Genomic DNA, 19,164 nt, shown 5'->3' with positions numbered 1-19,164 from the left:
GTACTTCTCAAGCTCTATTTATCTATCAGGCTGAGTCCGCAAGTTTTATGCAAAATACTGCTTTTTTGTTACAAAACTTTACTTAACGTTGTCTGACTTTTGCAAATACTAGCTTTGACGTTAGTTGAAGCGATCGCGCCTCCCCGTTAATCTAAGTATTTACACTTATCTCTTTAGTCTTAGTATAATACTACACTAGCTACCGCTACCAAGCAACTAACAAACGCTAGCAATTTCGGTTATGCTATCGTTAGCCACATCTCACCACACCCGACAATGGCATCAAAAGAAGACTTATTTGCCGAAGCCGCCAAACACTGGGATTTAGAAAGGCTGTACCAAGCTTTTGCAGAAGCTAAACGGCAAATCTCACCTCGATCGCGCAGGGGACTAACAGAAACAGAAAAACTCTACCTCCGAGGATTGCTTTCCGGTTGCAGTCCCGCCGAAATCGCCCGCCAACTGTTTCAGAGTTCCAAAAGTGCAGAGGTTTATTTATGTAAAACTTTATACCAATATGTTAAAAAACTCGCAGATGTACCTAACGAACCTGTAGGAAATTGGCGCAATATTTGCGATCGGCTACAGGAAGCCGGATATAAAACTCAGTCTTCTCCTGAATTTAAAATAAATAATTCTGTACCTACAGAAGCATTAGTAAAAATAGTTAATATAGGTTTTAAAGAAAGTACAGTATCAATTGATATTAACATTCGACTAGAATTCCCCTCAACTTCAGAAACTCCGAAAAAAGAAGATTTGGATAAAGAGGATTAGATGGGCGATCGCCCCTATAACTAATCTAACTGAAGGGATCTCGCCCCTCAACCACCAATCTTACTGAAAAGCTTTGCGATCTAATCATACCCTCAACCAAAGAGCATAAATGCTATAATCTTAATCGAGTGCGAGCGCTTCAAATTGGAGGTTTAAAAAATGAGATTTATCAATCCCAAAACAGATTTTGCCTTTAAAAAAATCTTCGGCGACGAACAAAACAAAGAAATCCTCATCAGTTTTCTCAACGCCATCCTCTACCAAGGCAATTCTGCGATCGAATCTTTAGAAATCCTCAATCCCTATCAACCCCCCAAAATTAGAGGAGTTAAAGATACTTACTTAGATATCCGAGCCAAGCTGAATAACGAGCAAACAGTCATTATCGAAATGCAGGTATTGAATGTAGAAGGCTTTGAAAAGCGGATCTTGTACAATGCTGCTAAAGCTTATTCGATTCAACTAGACACAGGAGTAGATTACACCCTACTCAATCCGGTAATTGCCTTAACTATTACTGACTTTGAAATGTTTCCCAATCTCGACAAAGTAATTTCCCGCTTTGTCCTCAAAGAAAGAGATTATCTGGTTGACTATCTAATTTACGATATCGAGTTAGTGTTTGTTGAATTACCGAAATTCGGCAAAAAATTAGAAGAATTAGAAACTCTAACCGATAAGTGGATATATTTTCTGAAAAATGCCAAAAGTTTAGAAGTTGTACCGGAACAAATGGGAGAAGTCCAGGCAATTCAGAAAGCTTTTGAAGTTGCGAATCGCGCCGATTTAACGCGCGAAGAGTTGGAAGATTTAGAACATCAGGAAATTTACATACAAGACCAGCGGAATGCTACTATTAAAGCTGTGAAGCAGGCTGTGAAAGCAAAAGCGATCGAAATTGCCAAAGGACTTCTGGATGTATTAGATGAAGCAACGATCGCTCAAACAACAGGATTGAGTATGGAGGAAATTCAAAAGTTGAAACAAGCAAGGTAAAAAGCGATCGACTATCAAGAATCCTTCGACACTTCCTCAAACTCTTCAGCATCCCCCGGCAAACCAGAACCCTCGCTACTCCTCAACCTGGGCGATTCCCCATTACTCGCACCGGCACCGTAAACCCCAGAATACCTGTCCTCCAAACCCGAATCCCTCACCGAAAGCGCACTTCTTTGACTCGGCGACAATCTATCTGTCGATCGGCGATTTGTCCCAGAAATCGGTGGCTTGCGAGTTAAAGTTTTCCAAGCAGCCTTAACCCCAGTCACCAGGCTGCGAGTAGTTACCTGCACATTTTGCGCCTGCTTTTTGGCGCTACCAATACTTCGATCGACCTGTTTGACAACCTCGCCCGCACTTTGTACTCCCTCGCTGACATCATCCGTCAACTCGCTAATTTCCAGCCCCGTCAACCGAATCGCCTCCAAAGTGGGCGGAAATTCGCGAGAAAGCGTGTCAGCGAGCTTTTCCACGCTGCGGGCCGCCCGGGCCAGCGCTTGCACCGCAGGTATTAAAGTCACTAAAACAGCAGTCAGGCTAACTGCCACTAGCAAAATCGAAAGTCCTAGCCAAAATATGGGATCACTCACTTGAATCTGGGATTGGGGGTTGAGAATTTCATGCCATTTAGCGGATGGGAGGGCGCGATGGGGGACTCACTTCAGCTTCAGCTTCCGACAGTGTTTGGCGTTCCCGCTGAGTCGCTTCCAAACCTGCAGCGATCGCCTCTTTGAGTCTAATCAAAGTTTCGTCCCAATTTCGGATTGCAGTTTCAGAAAGTCGATCGGCCTGCAACTGCACGCTAGTCGATAAATCCTCCGCCAACTCCGGCAAAGCATCGGCCGATTTTTTCAATATCTGCCGCGTCTCCTTGCCGGGTCGCGGTGCCATCAGCAAGCCAGTCACGGCCCCGATCGCAGAACCCACAAGCAAACCGCCAATGAATAATCCTGAACGTTTAGTTGACATTTTTATAACTTCTCTCCATACACCAATTTTAGGGGCGTTTGCCCGATCGCAGCCCTTTACAAAGGTAGAAATATTGTTGAAAACCCTAGGGAGTCAGCACAGGCGGCAATTTTAGGATAGCTTACCTCAAACGTCGATCGCGCCTGGACCAAAGCATCCGTCCCAAACCCAGCAATCCCAAAAGTTGCTGAACCTGTTGCAGTTGCAATTCCAGTTGTTGATAACGTCGTCGTAGTTGGCGGGTACCTTGCTGCCTTTTACCAAGGAAATCCGGCGACATACTGAGGACATTGCTGCTGCGGCGTTCCATTGCTGCGATCCGCATTTCAAAACGTGCGATCGTCCGCCTGATTTTCCCCACCTTCGCAGCTATATAAAAACAGACCAGAGATATCATTAAATTGATAATTACCACACCAGCCAGCATTATTTTACCTGCTTTCAACTAATCCCTTTGACCATCTCAATAACCTTTCAGTCGTCTTCAGACGACTTAAGCTTTGAGGCAGGGGTTTAAACCCCTGCCGGACTGCCGGACTATTGCAACAGCCCCAAAAAACTACCCCTTGTAAAAGTTTTAAGCCTGAGACATAGCAGGTAAACAAACCTTAGTACCGCCCAAGCCGCAATAACCGTTCGGGTTTTTAGCAAGATACTGCTGATGATAGCTTTCTGCGTAATAAAACTCAGGAGCATCAATAATTTCAGTAGTAATCTTGCCGTAACCGGCCGGAGTCAAAGCCTGCTGGTAAGCATCGCGCGATGCTTCAGCTAACTGCTTTTGGCTGGCTGAATATGCGTAAATGCCCGATCGATACTGAGTACCAGAATCATTGCCCTGACGCATTCCTTGAGTAGGATTGTGACTTTCCCAAAAAACTTTGAGCAGCGTTTCGTAACTAATTACTTTCGGATCGAACACAACCAGAACTACTTCATTGTGTCCCGTCATCCCGCTGCAAACTTCGTTGTAAGTAGGATTCGGAGTAATCCCCGCCGCGTAGCCAACAGCCGTCGAAAAAACTCCATTTTGTTGCCAAAATTTGCGTTCTGCTCCCCAAAAACAGCCCAGGCCAAACAAGGCAGTCTCCATGCCGTTTGGAAAGGGAGGTTTGAGCGGATTGCCGTTAACAAAGTGAGTTGCCGGTACCGACATCGACTCTGCCCGCCCCGGCAAGGCTTCTTGGGGAGAGGGCAGGCTCGACTTTTTGCCAAATCCAAATAGCACCATAAGTTTGTGAGGGGATCTCTGATAAACGTCTTTACCTTACTTAATAATATCAGATGTATACTGAAAATAGTGGCCCTCTTAAAGGTAGAAGCTAAAAACCAGAAGGCCGATTTTTTTTACAGAAGGTTTTTGGTGATACAGCTCACTGCCAACGCAGTTTTAAATCACATTAGGCAGTGTTCTATGTCACCAAAACCTACCTAAAATATCACCTATTGTTCAGGTATAAATCACGCGGATTTTAGGCAAAATATCCGATTATTAAAGGTATGGTGTTGTAGTAGTTATTCAATACCATTTATTGGGAGTGTGTAGAAATGGGCGCTAAACCTTGCAGTCAACCTTTAAAATCTAATCCGTTTATTACTTACCGCGACCCACTTACAGGCAAGTGGATTGTCGTAAGTCAAAATTTGCCCCAAGCCGCAGAACAAGCACAGCTAGCAGCAGCTTGACTTTTCCTATTAATTTTCTACCTGAAAAATCAACTATAATTTCAGATTGCGTAGGGGCGGGTTTTACCAACCATCTATGTCGGAAACGAATAATCTGACAAACCCGCCCTCCCAAGACGAACAATCCAAATGTACATTTTTTCGATGCGAACACAGACAGGGTTGATGTAGATTATTCGTTGTGTGGGGGCGGGTTTATCTAGATTGTTTGCGCTTCTTAAATATTATTGGTAAAACCCGCCCCTACGGGTATTTAGGGTTATTTAATCGGAGTTGAGTTCATCTCTTTTTGCAGTTCCAAATACCGATAGAGATATTCCGAAACTATCCCGTGCAAAAACAAGTCGCGTGCCGCATTAAACGGACTGTTTGGCGCTAGCGGATGGCGGTTAACAATTACATGATTCCAGTCGCAATTTCCGGTAATCTCGCTGACGTACAGTCCGAAGTTTTCATCTAACTGAAGCGACATCACTGCTCGCGCAAATTCGTCGCTAGTCAAACACAGAGAATAAAAGACTTTAAACAATTCGATCGCCGATTCTAAATCCAGAATATTTAGCCATCTGCGTTTTTCAAAATCTATGACCACTTCTACTGGTTGAATACTATCATAATTTATTCCCCGTTTTTTGACGACTTGCAACCAGTTAGGATTTGTCAGCATTGCTTGGTTGTAATCCCAGACAAAGTTATAGAGAATTAAGTCGTGTTCGAGAAACGCATTCTCAGCTAAATCGCTAACAGTACGCGGATAAAGCTTTGACTTTTCTATCTGGGTGTCGGGGCCGTTGTCAATCAAGAAGTTGATAATGTTGGAGCCGATGCAGATGTGTCGGACAATTAAATAACAAGCTTCGGGCGAGACAAAGTTATTTAGGAAAAATGCAGCCGATTTGTGCATTAAAGTGTAAGCGCGGAATTGAAATGGCAACAGGCGCTTTGTTGTCATAATTACCGCCAGCAACAAGTTAGCAATTACTTTGATCGGAATCAGCAAATAACTGCGAGTCCAGTTTTGCAAATCCCGGATCATGTAGGCTTTTGCCACTAAATCGACGGGAATAGATCGATCGCAAAATAGCACATCCCAAACATTCGGATCTCGGCGGTTGTAGGGTTTGGTAGCGTAAGGGATTTTTCGCTCATCTGGGAGATTTTCAGTATCTTGTTTTTGCAGCTTTTGCATTAGCGAATTTCCTCCAATTGCAGCAAATATAAACGAGCAGTTACGCGAGCGGTTTTGACAATGCGGCGGGCAATATCATCTGTCATCCATTCGGCATTAATCAAATTTTCCAGTTTGGCTAAATGCGACTCGTCATTCGATCCGTGATAAGCTAAAAACGATACTTGTTCTGATTGCAAACCGAGAGTTTCTTGAATTTGTCTTGCCCACTTTCCCGCCAACTGATTGCCCAAACCTTCGATAATAAACATACTGCCAATTAAATCAACCGGATTGTCCCGCGATGCTTGGTGAAAGATAAAAGCTGATAGTGCTTCGCTGCCAATATTCTTATCATATTCCACAATTTTTGCCAATTCACCGCCCACAGAAACATAATTTTGTTCTAGCATTTGATAGTCGCGGTGTTCGTCTTGAGCATGGCCGATAAAAGTCGATCGCAGGCGAAAGTCACTCATGTTAGAAGCAGCGCGAGCAATCCAGCGAGATCCCTCTACAACTTGCGGCCGGAGATTGCACAGCAAAGCTTGATAATCTTCTATTGTAAACTCTCCGCGGTACAATTTGCGGACAATAGGAACAGAACGAATTTCGCGCTCGAACTTCAGCCAAATCCATGCTAACTCCCGCAACAAATAAGCTTGCGGAGAGTTGGGGTGTGCAGGTTTAACGCTTTCGAGAGGCGAAGCTTCCGGAACCTCGTGAAAGTTAGAAAATTGAGAACTCATAGGCTTATGGGTATTTTCCACAGCAGTTAACATCATATATGCCGTGGTAAAGCGCCCGCTTTCCGGGACAAAACAAAAGATTTTCTGTCCAGGCTGCAACTTGCCAGAATTGAACAATTCCTCTAACATTAAATAAATCGAGGCGCAGCCTGTATTTCCCCTTGTGTATAAGTTGGTAAACCATTTTTCTTCAGGAATCATGCAGCCTGCTTGTTCCAGAAGTTCCACAATTTGCCCCCGGAAAAAGTGAGACGAATAGTGGCACAGCAGCCAGTCGATTTCCTGCGGACAAACTCTCCCGGCTTTAATCAACCGCAGCCAACCTTCAACGCCTAATTTCATTACATTTTCCAGCAAGCGAATATTCTGCCGCAAGTCAAAAGCTCCTGCTGTGGCTGCATCGAGGTAGGAAGAATAATCCAGCCAGCTTTTAGTGGATGTTTCGTTGGCTAATCCTGAATACATACAAACAGGATAAGCATTGGCGTGAGAAACGAGTTCAATCCATTCTATTTTTAAACTAATTCCTGTTGCGCTGGGATGGTTTTGGAGCAACAATGCTCCGGCACCGTCGGAGAGCATCCAGCGGAGAAATTCTGTATCGAAAGGCAGGGTTTTTCCCGCTTGCAGAGAAGTCTCTGTTTCAAATTTGGTGTTTTTGAAGAGGCGCGAGGGAAATTCGGAAGCGACGGCTATGGCGGTTTGTTTTTTGCCGAGTTCGATTTGAGAGGCGGCGTAATTTAAAGCACTAACTCCGGCACAGCAAACTCCTTGAGTTGACACTATTTCTAGGGGAGATAATTCGGAAAGTTCCCCATGTACTGTGCTGGCAAATCCCGGTACTAATAAATCTGGTAAAGTAGTAGCGCAGGCCAATAAGTCGATCGCCCCTGGTTCCAAATTTGCCTGGGCGATCGCGTCACGGACGGCAAACGCGGCCATTTGGCTGTTAGAATATAGTGTTTGCTGCTGTTTGTCGATCGCGTAGTAGCGCTGTTGAATCCCGTTGCTGTTGAGAATTCGCTGCCTGACTCTCGAAGGGCGCGAGGCAATTTTGCCAAGATATTCTTCCATCTCATCATTATTAATCGGTTCTCCCGGCAAAAATTTTCCAATCCGATTGATATAAGCACTGTACATGGCGTAAACCTCCAAAGTTGCTAATTTAGTCGGGTGCGTTGGTTTCTTAAATCAAGCCAGAAAACATCTAAAATTGATTGTGCTGTGTGAAGCAGTGAACTTGCAAGGAGCAAGCAGCTATCTTGTAGAGTCGCCGGAAATCAGGCAAGTTGAGCAACAGAGGCAACAAGTAACCTGAAGCGGGGTGAAGTTTATGGTAATTGAGCCAATATGTAACTAGAGTTCCTTCGCAGCTTCCCGACTGAAATGGATATTGCAAAACTAGATACTTGGTATTCTCCTTCTCAACGCCGCACGGCTGTTTCGCTGTTGATGAAACGACTAGGCGTAACTCGCACTAGGGCTGAATGCTTTATCAGGCTTTGGGTTTACTTATCGGTGAAACAGCTTCAGGAAAGCCAGCCCCGTATCAAACCACCGCTGGCGAAACTGGAAGTGCCAGCAACAGAAGTGCAGTGCACTCACCGGGAAGCCGCCGAACTATTTTACTCCGATTCCGATCGCGGGAGCGATCGCGCCGCCGGAATGATGTTAGATAAATTAGCAGCACTCGGATTAATCGCAAAACACTTTGACGGTAACACTACGGCAATTCAAATTCAACCAGTTTCAGAAATTTTCGAGGGCGCCGAACCTCAAAATCCTGTACAACTCCAATTAGATGATTTCAACCCTCGGTGCGACGCAATTATCGTTGCCAATTTATTAGCTACCAATTACAACTGGATGAACCGCAACACTAACGCCGTTCCCCACAAAATTGCTAAAATACTCCGGCTTTTTGCCAGTCAATACTCAAAGGGAATGCGAGTTTTGCGGCGCTCAGATAACCTCAATCCAGTCGGGTTTTACTTACTTTATCCCACAGTTAGCGAATCTGAAGTCAATTTTTTTAACGCTCCTAGCAAAAGCCTTCATTTAAGTTCTATTTCCGATATCGATCCTTTCAATATGGCGCTACCAGGAGATATAAATTGCCAGTCAGTATTTATCCGCAGTTGGATGATCGATCCGCAGTATTTGTCAGAATACCGCATTGCTTTTCTCGAAGACGCCCAAAAAGTTTTAGGCGAAATGCAAACAGATTTTCCAAATCTTTGCGACTTGTACACCCTGATGATTCACCCCATGTACGAAAAACAGTCCCTGGCTTTGGGATTTCAGAAGACTAGCAGCGATAGTCAGTTATCTCTTTATTGGATGTATCTAGCATTGGATAGATTTTTGGCGATCGATATCAAGGAAGCATTAGTTAAACTATAAATTACCACGTCGATGATTCAGCGGTTGAAACCGCTACTACACAAACAAAGATGATTCGGCGGACTAAGAAATAAGGAGGATATTTATGCCTGATTTGGTATAATTAGAGCCACTTCAAAAAACAGAAGATCCAGAACCCCGACTTCTTGAAGAAGTCGGGGTTCTAACAGTGTTACTTCTTAGTCTCGCGTTGCGCGGACTTCGTTTGTATAGTCGCGATTTCAATCGCCGAGTGACTTATAAAACTTCCCGTCCCAAATAGGGTTGTAAGGCTTCCGGCACTTTTATAGTTCCGTCGGGCTGCTGGTAATTCTCCAAAATTGCCGCCATTGTCCGGCCCACAGCTAAACCGGAACCGTTGAGGGCGTGAACGAATTGAGTGCCTTTTTTACCCGCTTCTTTAAAGCGAATATTTGCCCGCCGCGCCTGAAAATCTGCGACGTTGGAACAACTGGAAATCTCGCGGTATTTGCCCGCAGATGGCAGCCACACCTCTAAATCGTAGGTTTTGGCAGCAGCGAAACCCAAGTCGCCGGTACACAGTACGATCGCCCGATAAGGCAATTTCAGCGCCTGCAAAACTCCCTCCGCATCCTGCACTAACTTTTCGTGTTCTGCCTCGGAGGTACTCGGATGCACGAGTTTCACCAATTCAACTTTATTAAATTGATGCAACCGAATTAATCCCCGCGTATCTTTGCCGTAACTGCCAGCTTCGCGGCGAAAACAAGGAGTATAAGAACAGTGATAAATTGGCAACTGTTCTGCTGTCAAAATTTCACCTCTGTACAAATTGACAACCGGAACTTCGGAAGTAGGAATTAGCCACAAATCATCTTGGTCGCACTTGAAACTTTCTTCAGCAAATTTGGGTAATTGACCCGTAGCGGTGAGGGATTCAGTGTTAACTAAAAATGGGGGAATGACTTCTACATAACCTGCTTTTGTGTGGCGATCCAGCATGAATTGAATAATCGCTCTTTCCAGGGCTGCACCAGCCCCCATTAAGCTTACAAAGCGGGGCTGAGCGATTTTAACTGCCCGTTCAAAGTTGATAATTCCTAATTTTTCGCCGATTTCCCAGTGCGGTAAAATACCGGAATTTTGGGGAATGTATTCGTCTCCCCAGCGCCGGATTTCGACGTTTTCCTCTTCATTTTTGCCGATCGGCGTTGACGAACCCGGCAAGTTTGGCAGCGGTAGCAATAAAGCTTCTATTTGAGCTTTTAGCTCTTTTTCCTGTGCTTGCAATTCGTTCGACTCGGTGCCGACTGCGTTGCCTTCTGCCTGCAGTTCCTGAATTTCGGGAGATTCGAGGGGTAAACCCGATTTTCTTTTTTGACCGATGAGTTTGGCAATTTCGTTGCTGCGGGCTTGTAGTTGCGATCGCTTGCCTTCCAACTCCCGCTGCTGTTTGTCTAATTGCAAAATCGGCTCGATTTCATAGTTACCTCCCCGCAGGTTGAGGCTTTCTTGCACGGCTTGCGGGTTTTCTCGGATTAATTTGAGGTCTAGCACAGATTTATTCTAAATCTTAAATTTTAGATCGGCTGGGACAGAACGAGATGATATAGAAGCTTTGTTAATCATTGGCATATTAAATCATAATTTATTCTGACCTAAATTCCTCGTTGGGTGTCACCCCTGAAGGGTGACACCCCACAAATGTATGTTATAGTTGCAAATATTAGTAGATGCACCCTGATAATTTTCTACCCCAGCCAGCGATGGTAGGGGTTTTTTGTTGTGTGGCATCGAATTGAGATCAATTCCGGTTGCACCGTCAGGTGATTGTTGACTGTTGACTGTTGACTGTTGACGGGCGGGTCGAAAAACTGAATGGTTGAGTGTTAACTGTTGACTCGATTTTATTATTCCGATGCCACCGCAAACGATATGAAGCCCTGGATGCACTATCAGTCTAAAAAACCCGGTTTCTCGCGATTATCGTCTCAAATGAGGCAATTACGTTAAGAAACTGGGTTTTTGCGTCCTGGACTAGGTTAGTAAAATATCTTTCCGGTTAAAAGTTAAAGCCAGTGCGAAGCAACCAAACCCATTGAGTTTCGTTGCGGCTGTCATTCTCAGGATTAACAACGACCCAAGCAGCAGGGGTGATGGAAATGTTGTCGTTGACCTGAAAGCGATAGAACGCTTCAATGTGATAGGAAGTATCTCGCTCGCGGCGGACATTACTGCTCGTCACGCGACCTGGTAAACCCACTAAAATCCCCGGTAGGTTGCCTTCACCTCCGACATCTGGGAAACTTATCCCGATCGCTGCATAGACAATATCGGCGCGATCGTCACCGTCAACATTTAGCAAAACCACGCCACCTCTACCATCAGAAACGCTGCTAACACCAGAATTTTCTGCATTGGCGCGAGTATAAACGCCCCAACCGTGAACTTGCAACCGGGGAGCAAGGCGGTAGAATCCTTGTACGCCTACAGAATCGCTGGATGTAGCAATATTGTCCCCAAACGGTCGCGCAGCCAGAAAACTGCCCGTACCGCCTGTGAGATCGGCTTTACCGCTTGGTGCAAAGGTACGAGAATAGGCTACGCCAATCTTACTTTTCCCGTTAAGTATGATTTTTAGCCTTGAGCCAACCTTGGCAAAGATCATGTAAATTGGACCAGCCTCGCCAGAGGACTTGAATCCCAATCGGAGATTTACGACGATGCTCAAGATAGCCCCCAAGATAAGCAACCGATTCAATTGCCCAAGCAACTGTTAAAATAGCCGTTCGCTTTGGGAATCTAGCTGATAAGACCTGAATTTGAACAGGGCTAAGTATTTAAATCGCAGGAGTATCAGGTTGATAAAGATGATTGTTGAGGCGATCGCATTGACCTTGTAATAAAAGCTGCGGTTATGTTACATTAAAATAGGAATTAAACCTCAGTTGCGTGATAATACATAGCTATACTGCTTGTTCTGTCGGTGGAGGTGCAGCCGAAAGCTTATCTGTCATTATCGAGAGTTTACCTACTTTGGAGTTATCGATAGAGCAGCAGTCGGACAAGCCACAAATTTAAAGTTATCTTCAGTTTTCCATTACTATGCAAACTATTCAAGTTGAATACTCAGGTCAAATCCAAGTTAATAAAGGCAAAAATCCTAGAGAACTTTACGCCCATCAAAATGAGGCAATTAAGGCACTAGATCAGAAAAATAAGTCTCCTTTTGAGGGTTTGTTAGTTTTGCCTACGGGTGGTGGAAAAACGTTGACAGCCGTTCATTGGTTACTACGCAATTTCATCGACAAGCGTAAAAAAGTTTTGTGGATTGCTCATCGACATGAGCTACTTGATCAAGCGTTTGAAACCTTAAAATTTAGTGCTTACCCATCATTACTAAGTGATACTGAAAGATTCAAGTATCGCGTGATTTCTGGTCATCCCAAGCACGATCGCCCTGTTAATATCGAAAAAAATGATGATATTATCATTGCCAGCAAAGATAGTTTAAACAGTGGGCTAAATTACCTCACAAATAATTGGGTTAATCATTCCGACGCGATACTTTTAGTAGTGGATGAAGCCCATCATGCAACAGCAAAGACTTATCGAAAATTAATTGACAGCATTAAGCAAAACTTTAAAGATAGAGGAAAAGCAGATGGTTTCAGAATGTTAGGGTTGACAGCAACTCCATTCAGAACAGATAAAAGTGAGCAAGGTTTGCTTAAAAAAGTTTTTCCCGATGACATTATCTTTTCAGAACACTTGAGGACGCTCATTACAAGAGGAATTCTTGCAGAACCAGTTTTTGAGAACTTAGAGACAGAGCTAGATTTCTATAAAGAATTAACAGACAGAGATATTAGATCAATTGAGGACTTCGACAAATTACCTCAGAAGGTTGCCGAAAGAATTGCGAGGTCGAGTATCCGCAATAAACGGATTATCGATCACTATGTTGAGAACCGAGAAAAGTATAAGCCCCTTTTGGTTTTCGCAGTTGACATTCAACACGCGATCGAATTAAATGGATTATTTAAAAAACGAGGAATAAAATCTGACTTCGTGGCATCAAAAATCATGGACGAAGGTACTGGAGCTACGATTTCTGTAAAAGAGAATTCAGAAAAAATCAAGCGCTTCAGGGCAGGACAACTCGAAGTTCTCATAAACGTAGAAATGTTGACCGAAGGAACTGATTTGCCTAATGTTCAAACAGTTTTTCTGACACGCCCAACTACTTCTACACTTTTAATGACCCAAATGATTGGTAGGGCTTTGCGCGGACAGAAAGCAGGAGGTACAGAAAAAGCCTATGTTGTAAGCTTCATCGATAATTGGGAAGATAAGATTAACTGGGTTAATCCTGAAAAATTGACTGATATTGATGGCGCTGAGTTTGTTGATAGAGATATCGAGACAATGAAGAGAATTGCTCGACTTATCTCAATTGAAAAGATAGAAGAGTTTGCCCGTATGATGGATGATTCCATCGACACTACTGCTTTAGAAAAACTAGATTTTCTGAGGCGGGTTCCTGTTGGAATTTATCGCTTTTCTATTCTTGAATCTTCTGAGTCTGCTGAACCAGTGTCTAGAAACGCTGAACCAGTGTCTAGAAACTATGATGTACTTTTATATAACGGCACTGAGGAAGCCTATGATAGTTTTGTTAATGACCTAGATGCTGTATTTAAGAGTGTAAATATCCAAAATAGAGAAGTCTTGACTGACGAGGAGCTGGAATATTTACTGCAACTAACGAAGAACCTCTACTTCCCAGACTATCCTTTCCTGCTTGGATACAGAGATGATGATGTTAAAAATATTTTACGCTTCTATGCTCAAAAGGAGATGGAGCCAGAGTTCATCGCTTTTAGTGAGCGTAGAAAGTGTGATTTGTCAATTGTGGCAAGACATATCTACGAGAATGATTTAACACTTAGGCAGGTGACTGAATATCTTACATCGCTATGGAATGACAGTAAATCCTTTTGGCAGGTTTTATTTGGATATAATTACCTTTATTTCAAGAAACAGGTAGATATCGAAATCAATAAGCTACTTGGAGTTTACCCCGATCTAACAGTTACCCCGACCATTGTAATTCCTGATACAGTTCCATTAGAAAGCCTTTCACTTGTGGAAATCCGAGAGCGTGATCCAGCAGAGTATCGGGATATTAAGGATGCTGTCTTTGCCAAGTATACTGACGGGAAAGGATTCATCGTCTGTGCCTCTAGTGGGTTTAAGAGCCAGATGCGAAGAGATTTTCAAATTGACCACATTATACCAATGTCAGAAGGTGGCTTAACTAGATTGGAAAATCTCCAAGTGTTGTCGCCCAAAGCACACGCAGAAAAAACTCGGTTGGAGAATCTAAAAAGGTAGTGAGTCGCAAAGCTTGAACGAATCCGCAGTATAACAATTCGCTTGGAGCAGACTGCTGAAAGATATTGGTACTGAGTTCAAGGTTACTTGCAGGCGCTCAAACGAACCGTTATGGCGAATCGATAAGTCCATTAAGATTATCTATTTCAGTTCGAGATTAGGCAAGCGAATATAGTAGACTTCGTTGTTGAGTTCGGAGAGATTATTGGCGATCGCCCTCTAAAACACATCAAATCATTTGAGAATATTTGCTGATGAGTGAAATAGCGATCGTCTATAGCAAACTTTAACGGTCAAGTCATCGACATTTCCTGCTTGCCAAAGTTGTTCGTAGATCGCATTTTCACGATCTATGATGGCTTGCTGATAGTTGCGCTTCTAGGCGTTGCTTAATCAGGGTATGAAAAAAAATCTCTTTAAAATCCAAAAGCTTTGTGGATACTGGTTTATAGGAGGGTTCTATTTAGCTTTTCATACCGTAAATCAGCAACGCCAAAAGACTGAGTGCGATCGTTACTCGTTTCACCTCAAACTCCAATGAAGGATCGTTTGGAGAGAGTCGCTCGTAAATATGACGTTGCCCACCTAACATTAGCTTTGGTCAGGTTTAAGCTCGAATACCTAATTTTTTAGGTGACAGGCTTTTCTTCGTACATGATTGTACAAAACCTTGTTTCTTTTCTTCTCGTAAAACTTTCTGGCTCGGCTCGTTAGACTGCTTTTGCGAACAGACAATATACGAATATCCAGGCTCTGTGTTCCCTGCGAAAAAATCAACGAGGCTTGATTTTTTTAAAGGCTTTATGAGCATTAATTTGAGCAGTATCTGAGAAAATTTTAGGAGAATATTTTCGACAAAATTTTTCAGAAATTGTGTTTAAAACCTGGCAGAGTCATATTAAATTTAACTCTCTATATTTGCTGATGATAACAGTTCAATACTGGCTCGATATCTATCTTTGGATAGACAAAACTTTTAGCACAAACTAAAGATGCGAGAGCCTATATCGCCACCGATCTGCTAATCTGCAGTCGGGTCGGACGCGCTGCGCCAACTTAATAAATCTTAAATTTTGCTTGGGGTAGGATATTGTAAAAAATCATTAAGTTTACAGTCAATTACGGTAGATTATAGTAAACTGCAAACAAAGTCTCGCACTCACCGATGCAGCCCGTTAAAAAGCCCTAGTAAAAAAGCAGATAGTCGCTCAAAACCAACGGTGAGAGTAGGCGAGTCAAATATTTGCCTGTAAAACCTACAACTACAGTCATATTGACATGGTTTAAAAGCTCTGGATCATGGCGATCGCCCGGATTGGCAAAATCACTACTATACTGCAATAATTGTCTGCGCTGTCAATGCCTAAATCTGAGATGCGATCGACAAATCACCTATTCTGTTTCCTAGAAATATTTGCCAGCGAAGGCGGCATACAATCCTACGTTAAAGACATTTTCAAAGCTTACCTGTCCATAACCGCAAACACGACCTCGCCGCCACAAGCTGAAGTTTTGCTGTTGCGAGATTCCGAAGAATGCAACAATCCTTACGAGTCAAGAAATCTGAAATTTTATTATCTCAAAACCGAGAATCTCTGGTTTGGTCGTCTTAATTTTGCTACAGTATTACTAACTCGCTTGCTGCAAAAACGACCGCAGCGGGTTTTTTGCGGTCACATCAAACTCGCACCGCTAATTCAAATTCTGTGCCAACCCTTGGGAATTCCCTACACAATTTTAACTTACGGCAAGGAAGTGTGGGAACCGCTTGGGCCCAAATATCAAACAGCAATGAGTAAAGCTGACAGTATTTGGACTATTAGCAGGTACACGCGCGACCGCACTTGCAAAATTAACCAATTAAATCCTGAAAAGTTCCAAATAGTGCCTTGTACGGTAGATGTAAATATATTTACGACTCGGCACAAGCCACAGGATTTATTAGAGCAGTACAATTTGGTTGGTGCTAAAATATTGATGACTGTAGCCAGATTGCGATCGAGCGATATTTACAAAGGCGTCGATGTCACAATTCAAGCTTTGCCGCAAATAGCCGAAACTTTTCCGAATGTGAAATACTTAGTTATTGGCAGAGGAGACGATCGATCTAGATTAGCCAAACTCGCTGATGACTTGGGAGTTACCGAAAGAGTAATATTTGCGGGTTTTGTACCGACAGAAAATTTAGCAGCACATTACCAGTTGGCCGATGCTTATGTAATGCCCTCCCAGGAAGGGTTCGGTATAGTTTATTTGGAAGCGCTGGCTTGCGGAGTACCCGTACTCGCGGGGGACGCAGACGGGTCAGCCGATCCGCTGCAAGATGGTAAACTGGGATGGCGAGTTCCCCACCGAGATTCCGCAGCAGTAGCGGTTGCTTGTGTGGAAATGCTGCGAGGGGAGGATAAAAGGTGCGATCGCCACTGGTTGAGGGAACAAACCCTCGCAAGATTTAGTGTTGAATCCCTTTGTCAATCATTACTAGGAATTTTTCAACCCTCTGACTCAGATAAGCTTATGCCGTAGAGAGCGGTTTCTGGGTGTACAATGGGAAAATTAACTCGATCGACAGCCTGAATTTGTGAGTAGGATAGAGGTGATACTAAACGGCAGTTTCGTATACTTTTGGTGACATTAAAGACATATTGGACAAAAAAACACCGTTTTCTTGTCTTTTGTGGGCTGCGACTGGTAAAATTAGTATCCGAAGAAGGCAGTCCTGACTCTCTCCCCAGCCTATGTACGCCCTAAAGCTAGAACTCAAACTCAACAATTCAGAACGTACAAGGATGGCGCGACACGCCGGTTACGCTCGGTTTTGCTATAACTTGGCTCGTACCCTTTACTTGGGCGTGATGGATATCAAAGTTAGCCGTACTCGAAAAATTGCCCTCATCAAAAAAACCTTCACAAACTTCATCAAAAAACAACCAGAATATCAATGGACTAACACTTTATCATCTCGCGTTTATCAAAATGCTTTCCGGGCCTTCAATAGCGCCCTAGAACGCTTTTTTAACGGGGTCAGTGGCTTTCCTAATTTCAAACGCAAGAAAGGCGGGGACTCCTTTACCGTAGACAGCAGCAATGGGCCAATATTTCTGAGAGCTGGAAATCGGATAAAAATTCCCACATTGGGAACGTTTCGCCTGAAAGAATCTATCGGGTACAACTGTTGCTCTCAAACATTTACCATCAGCCGTAGGGCCGAAAAATGGTATGTCAGTTTTACAATAAAAGCTGACAGAATCCCCCCTTTGTATCATGAAGTATGCGAACCGACAGGCATAGATTTAGGAGTTTCCACCTTTGCCACCTTGAGTGACGGTACGGTATACCAACTGCCAAATTCCCTAAAAAAAGCGAAAATCAAGCTAGGGAAACTACAGTACCGCAATCGAAACAAGCAATTAGGCAATAGAAAACTTGGGATTGAAGCCTCGAAAAACGCTCAAAAATTTTATCGCAATCAGGCTAAACAACACGCCGATATTGCTCAGGGGCGACGAGATTTCTTGCAGAAAACAACGACAGAAATCAGTCAGAAGTATGCTCACATCCGCATCGAAGATTTAAATGTTTCTGGGATGGTGGCAAATCACAAACTGGCTTCTTCAGTAGTAGACTCAGGATTTTATGAATTTCGACGCTTTCTCACTTATAAATCTCCCATTTACGGCACTGTTGTCGAACTGGTAGATAGATGGTATCCCTCATCTAAAACTTGCTCAAGCTGCAGCCACGTTCAACCGATGCCACTTCAAGCGCGAATGTTTGTTTGTGAGTCTTGCGGTAACAATTGTCATCGAGACTTGAATGCTGCGATTAATTTAGCATCAGTCCCAAAAGATCGAGTAAGGATGGCTAGTCCTGAATTAACGCCTGTTGAGTAGAAGGAGCCGACTCCCTACGCAGACACAGGAAATAAGTTTTAAGTGTCCGAGATGTCAGTCTTGTCCGCTTTATGTCAATCTTATGTAGCAGTTATGCCTACCTGCAAAGACACCCAAGGAGACCACCGTGAACCAAGGCACCCCCAAAATATCTTTCAAGCTACCCCGTATTAGTAATTGGCTGATACTGCTGGGCATCGCGTGTTTGTTGGTGTCAATTGGTTTGGGTTGGGTAGTTAAATCAGTGTTGATTGTAGTAGCTTTTTTGTTGGTGACACCTGTGGTCGCATTTTTCGCGCTTCAGTGGTGGCTGAAACGCAATTTAATTGAAGATAAGTGTCCAGTTTGTCAATACGAATTTACAGCTTTAAATCAAACTCAGTTTCAGTGTGCCAACTGCGGCGAACCTCTGCAAATAGAGGAAGGTCATTTTAGTCGCTTGACACCGCCCGGTACGATCGATGTTACCGCAGTAGAAGTATCATCGGTTCAACAGTTAGAAGATTAACCATTGGGAATTGGGAATTGGGAATTGGGCATGGGGCATGGGGCATAGGGCATAGGGCATAAGTTATTTGTTGGTTGTTATTTGCTATTTGCTATTTGCTATTTGTTACCTGTTATTTGGTATTTGTTACTTGTTGGTTCTAATAACCAATTCTCCATGCCCGATGCCCGATTCCCGATGCCCGATTCCCGATGCCCGATTCCCGATGCCCGATTCCCGATGCCCGATGCCCGATGCCAGATGCCCAATGCGCGATGCCCAAAATTACTTTTCCAAGCGCACTGCATACCACTGCAAAAATTTTCCATACCCGACATCTAATTCACAATAAGTATCAATTAAATACTTGGCTTGAGCTTCCACGCCAGATATTTTATGCACGTCCTGCGGCAAATCTTCGTGTTCCTCGACTAACACGGCTTTCAGCTTTTCTAACAGTTCCGCCGCAGTCAAAAACTGCTCTGGCTGGTTTGTTTCTAACACCACAAAGGTGTCTTCGTCATACAGTGACATAGTTTCAAAGGTTGAGGTTAATTATTTCTAAAGTTTCGTACACTTAAGCGAACCAAAGTATAAACTGCTACACAAATACTAGACAAGTCTCGACATTTGCTTCTTACTTCATCGGGAGCATGGGAGCGGTTATCCCTCAGT

At 43.6% G+C, this 19,164-nt stretch carries 19 protein-coding genes; 8 read left to right on the top strand and 11 right to left on the bottom strand.

Annotation, left to right across the window (positions count from 1 at the left end; all coding sequences use genetic code 11):
• Positions 1–276 precede the first annotated feature (276 nt).
• Both QUA00_RS23585 and QUA00_RS23580 read left to right on the top strand, forming a co-directional pair.
• Positions 277–777 carry a DNA-binding response regulator gene (locus QUA00_RS23585; RefSeq protein WP_333411297.1) on the top strand — a complete coding sequence of 167 codons (501 nt, stop codon included), beginning with the start codon at positions 277–279 and terminating at the stop codon, positions 775–777.
• A 159-nt stretch (positions 778–936) separates the two neighbouring features.
• A complete protein-coding gene (locus QUA00_RS23580) occupies positions 937–1,773 on the top strand; it encodes an Rpn family recombination-promoting nuclease/putative transposase (protein ID WP_333300870.1) in 837 nt (278 codons plus the stop codon).
• 14 nt (positions 1,774–1,787) lie between these two features.
• Here QUA00_RS23580 and QUA00_RS23575 read toward each other — a convergent pair whose 3' ends face one another.
• The 4 genes from QUA00_RS23575 to msrA form a co-directional block, all read right to left on the bottom strand.
• Positions 1,788–2,366, bottom strand: coding sequence for a DUF948 domain-containing protein (locus QUA00_RS23575; protein WP_333411296.1), 579 nt, complete (start codon positions 2,364–2,366; stop codon positions 1,788–1,790).
• Between the two features lie 37 nt (positions 2,367–2,403).
• On the bottom strand, positions 2,404–2,745 hold the full coding sequence (locus QUA00_RS23570) for a YtxH domain-containing protein (RefSeq protein WP_190663664.1): 342 nt from the start codon (positions 2,743–2,745) through the stop codon (positions 2,404–2,406).
• Positions 2,746–2,866: 121 nt separating this feature from the next.
• Positions 2,867–3,190: a hypothetical protein gene (locus tag QUA00_RS23565; protein WP_333411295.1), complete on the bottom strand. Its 324-nt coding sequence runs from the start codon at positions 3,188–3,190 to the stop codon at positions 2,867–2,869.
• A 132-nt stretch (positions 3,191–3,322) separates the two neighbouring features.
• Positions 3,323–3,976 carry a peptide-methionine (S)-S-oxide reductase MsrA gene (gene msrA / locus QUA00_RS23560; protein ID WP_333411294.1) on the bottom strand — a complete coding sequence of 218 codons (654 nt, stop codon included), beginning with the start codon at positions 3,974–3,976 and terminating at the stop codon, positions 3,323–3,325.
• Positions 3,977–4,293: 317 nt separating this feature from the next.
• Between msrA and QUA00_RS23555 the strand changes: the two genes are divergently transcribed.
• Positions 4,294–4,431, top strand: a complete 138-nt coding sequence (locus QUA00_RS23555; protein WP_333144420.1) for a hypothetical protein — start codon at positions 4,294–4,296, stop codon at positions 4,429–4,431.
• A 259-nt stretch (positions 4,432–4,690) separates the two neighbouring features.
• Here the strand turns inward: QUA00_RS23555 and QUA00_RS23550 are convergent, their stop codons facing one another.
• Positions 4,691–5,620: a DUF6999 family protein gene (locus tag QUA00_RS23550; RefSeq protein ID WP_333144421.1), complete on the bottom strand. Its 930-nt coding sequence runs from the start codon at positions 5,618–5,620 to the stop codon at positions 4,691–4,693.
• Positions 5,620–7,488, bottom strand: coding sequence for a 3-oxoacyl-[acyl-carrier-protein] synthase III C-terminal domain-containing protein (locus tag QUA00_RS23545; protein WP_333411293.1), 1,869 nt, complete (start codon positions 7,486–7,488; stop codon positions 5,620–5,622). The genes QUA00_RS23550 and QUA00_RS23545 overlap by 1 nt, the downstream gene beginning before the upstream one ends.
• A gap of 246 nt (positions 7,489–7,734) precedes the next feature.
• Between QUA00_RS23545 and QUA00_RS23540 the strand changes: the two genes are divergently transcribed.
• Positions 7,735–8,751: a hypothetical protein gene (locus tag QUA00_RS23540; protein ID WP_333105905.1), complete on the top strand. Its 1,017-nt coding sequence runs from the start codon at positions 7,735–7,737 to the stop codon at positions 8,749–8,751.
• Positions 8,752–8,988: 237 nt separating this feature from the next.
• Here QUA00_RS23540 and serS read toward each other — a convergent pair whose 3' ends face one another.
• Both serS and QUA00_RS23530 read right to left on the bottom strand, forming a co-directional pair.
• Positions 8,989–10,269 carry a serine--tRNA ligase gene (serS, locus tag QUA00_RS23535; RefSeq protein ID WP_333105906.1) on the bottom strand — a complete coding sequence of 427 codons (1,281 nt, stop codon included), beginning with the start codon at positions 10,267–10,269 and terminating at the stop codon, positions 8,989–8,991.
• Positions 10,270–10,774: 505 nt separating this feature from the next.
• Positions 10,775–11,419 (bottom strand): iron uptake porin, encoded by a 645-nt coding sequence (locus tag QUA00_RS23530; RefSeq protein ID WP_333308824.1) that lies wholly within the window; start codon positions 11,417–11,419, stop codon positions 10,775–10,777.
• Positions 11,420–11,817: 398 nt separating this feature from the next.
• On the opposite strand from QUA00_RS23530, the gene QUA00_RS23525 reads away from it, so the two are divergent.
• Entirely contained in the window at positions 11,818–14,109 is a 2,292-nt protein-coding gene (locus QUA00_RS23525) for a DEAD/DEAH box helicase family protein (protein WP_333411292.1), read from the top strand.
• Between the two features lie 463 nt (positions 14,110–14,572).
• Here QUA00_RS23525 and QUA00_RS23520 read toward each other — a convergent pair whose 3' ends face one another.
• Positions 14,573–14,701, bottom strand: a complete 129-nt coding sequence (locus tag QUA00_RS23520; protein ID WP_333411291.1) for a hypothetical protein — start codon at positions 14,699–14,701, stop codon at positions 14,573–14,575.
• A 767-nt stretch (positions 14,702–15,468) separates the two neighbouring features.
• Here QUA00_RS23520 and QUA00_RS23515 point away from each other — a divergent pair.
• From QUA00_RS23515 to QUA00_RS23505, 3 genes are all read left to right on the top strand, one after another.
• Complete coding sequence (locus QUA00_RS23515) at positions 15,469–16,635, top strand: glycosyltransferase family 4 protein (RefSeq protein WP_333144428.1); 1,167 nt, start codon at positions 15,469–15,471, stop codon at positions 16,633–16,635.
• A 212-nt stretch (positions 16,636–16,847) separates the two neighbouring features.
• Positions 16,848–18,002 carry a transposase gene (locus tag QUA00_RS23510; RefSeq protein ID WP_333144429.1) on the top strand — a complete coding sequence of 385 codons (1,155 nt, stop codon included), beginning with the start codon at positions 16,848–16,850 and terminating at the stop codon, positions 18,000–18,002.
• A gap of 127 nt (positions 18,003–18,129) precedes the next feature.
• Positions 18,130–18,510, top strand: coding sequence for a hypothetical protein (locus QUA00_RS23505; protein WP_333411290.1), 381 nt, complete (start codon positions 18,130–18,132; stop codon positions 18,508–18,510).
• A gap of 139 nt (positions 18,511–18,649) precedes the next feature.
• Here QUA00_RS23505 and QUA00_RS23500 read toward each other — a convergent pair whose 3' ends face one another.
• Both QUA00_RS23500 and QUA00_RS23495 read right to left on the bottom strand, forming a co-directional pair.
• A complete protein-coding gene (locus QUA00_RS23500; RefSeq protein ID WP_333411289.1) occupies positions 18,650–18,772 on the bottom strand; it encodes a hypothetical protein in 123 nt (40 codons plus the stop codon).
• A gap of 2 nt (positions 18,773–18,774) precedes the next feature.
• Positions 18,775–19,023 (bottom strand): chlororespiratory reduction protein 7, encoded by a 249-nt coding sequence (locus QUA00_RS23495; protein WP_333411288.1) that lies wholly within the window; start codon positions 19,021–19,023, stop codon positions 18,775–18,777.
• Between the last annotated feature and the right edge of the window lie 141 nt (positions 19,024–19,164).

The organism is Microcoleus sp. T2B6 (genome assembly GCF_036700475.1).
In the GTDB taxonomy this organism is placed as follows: Bacteria; Cyanobacteriota; Cyanobacteriia; order Cyanobacteriales; family Microcoleaceae; genus Microcoleus.
This window is presented reverse-complemented; position numbering and strand designations above follow the sequence as displayed.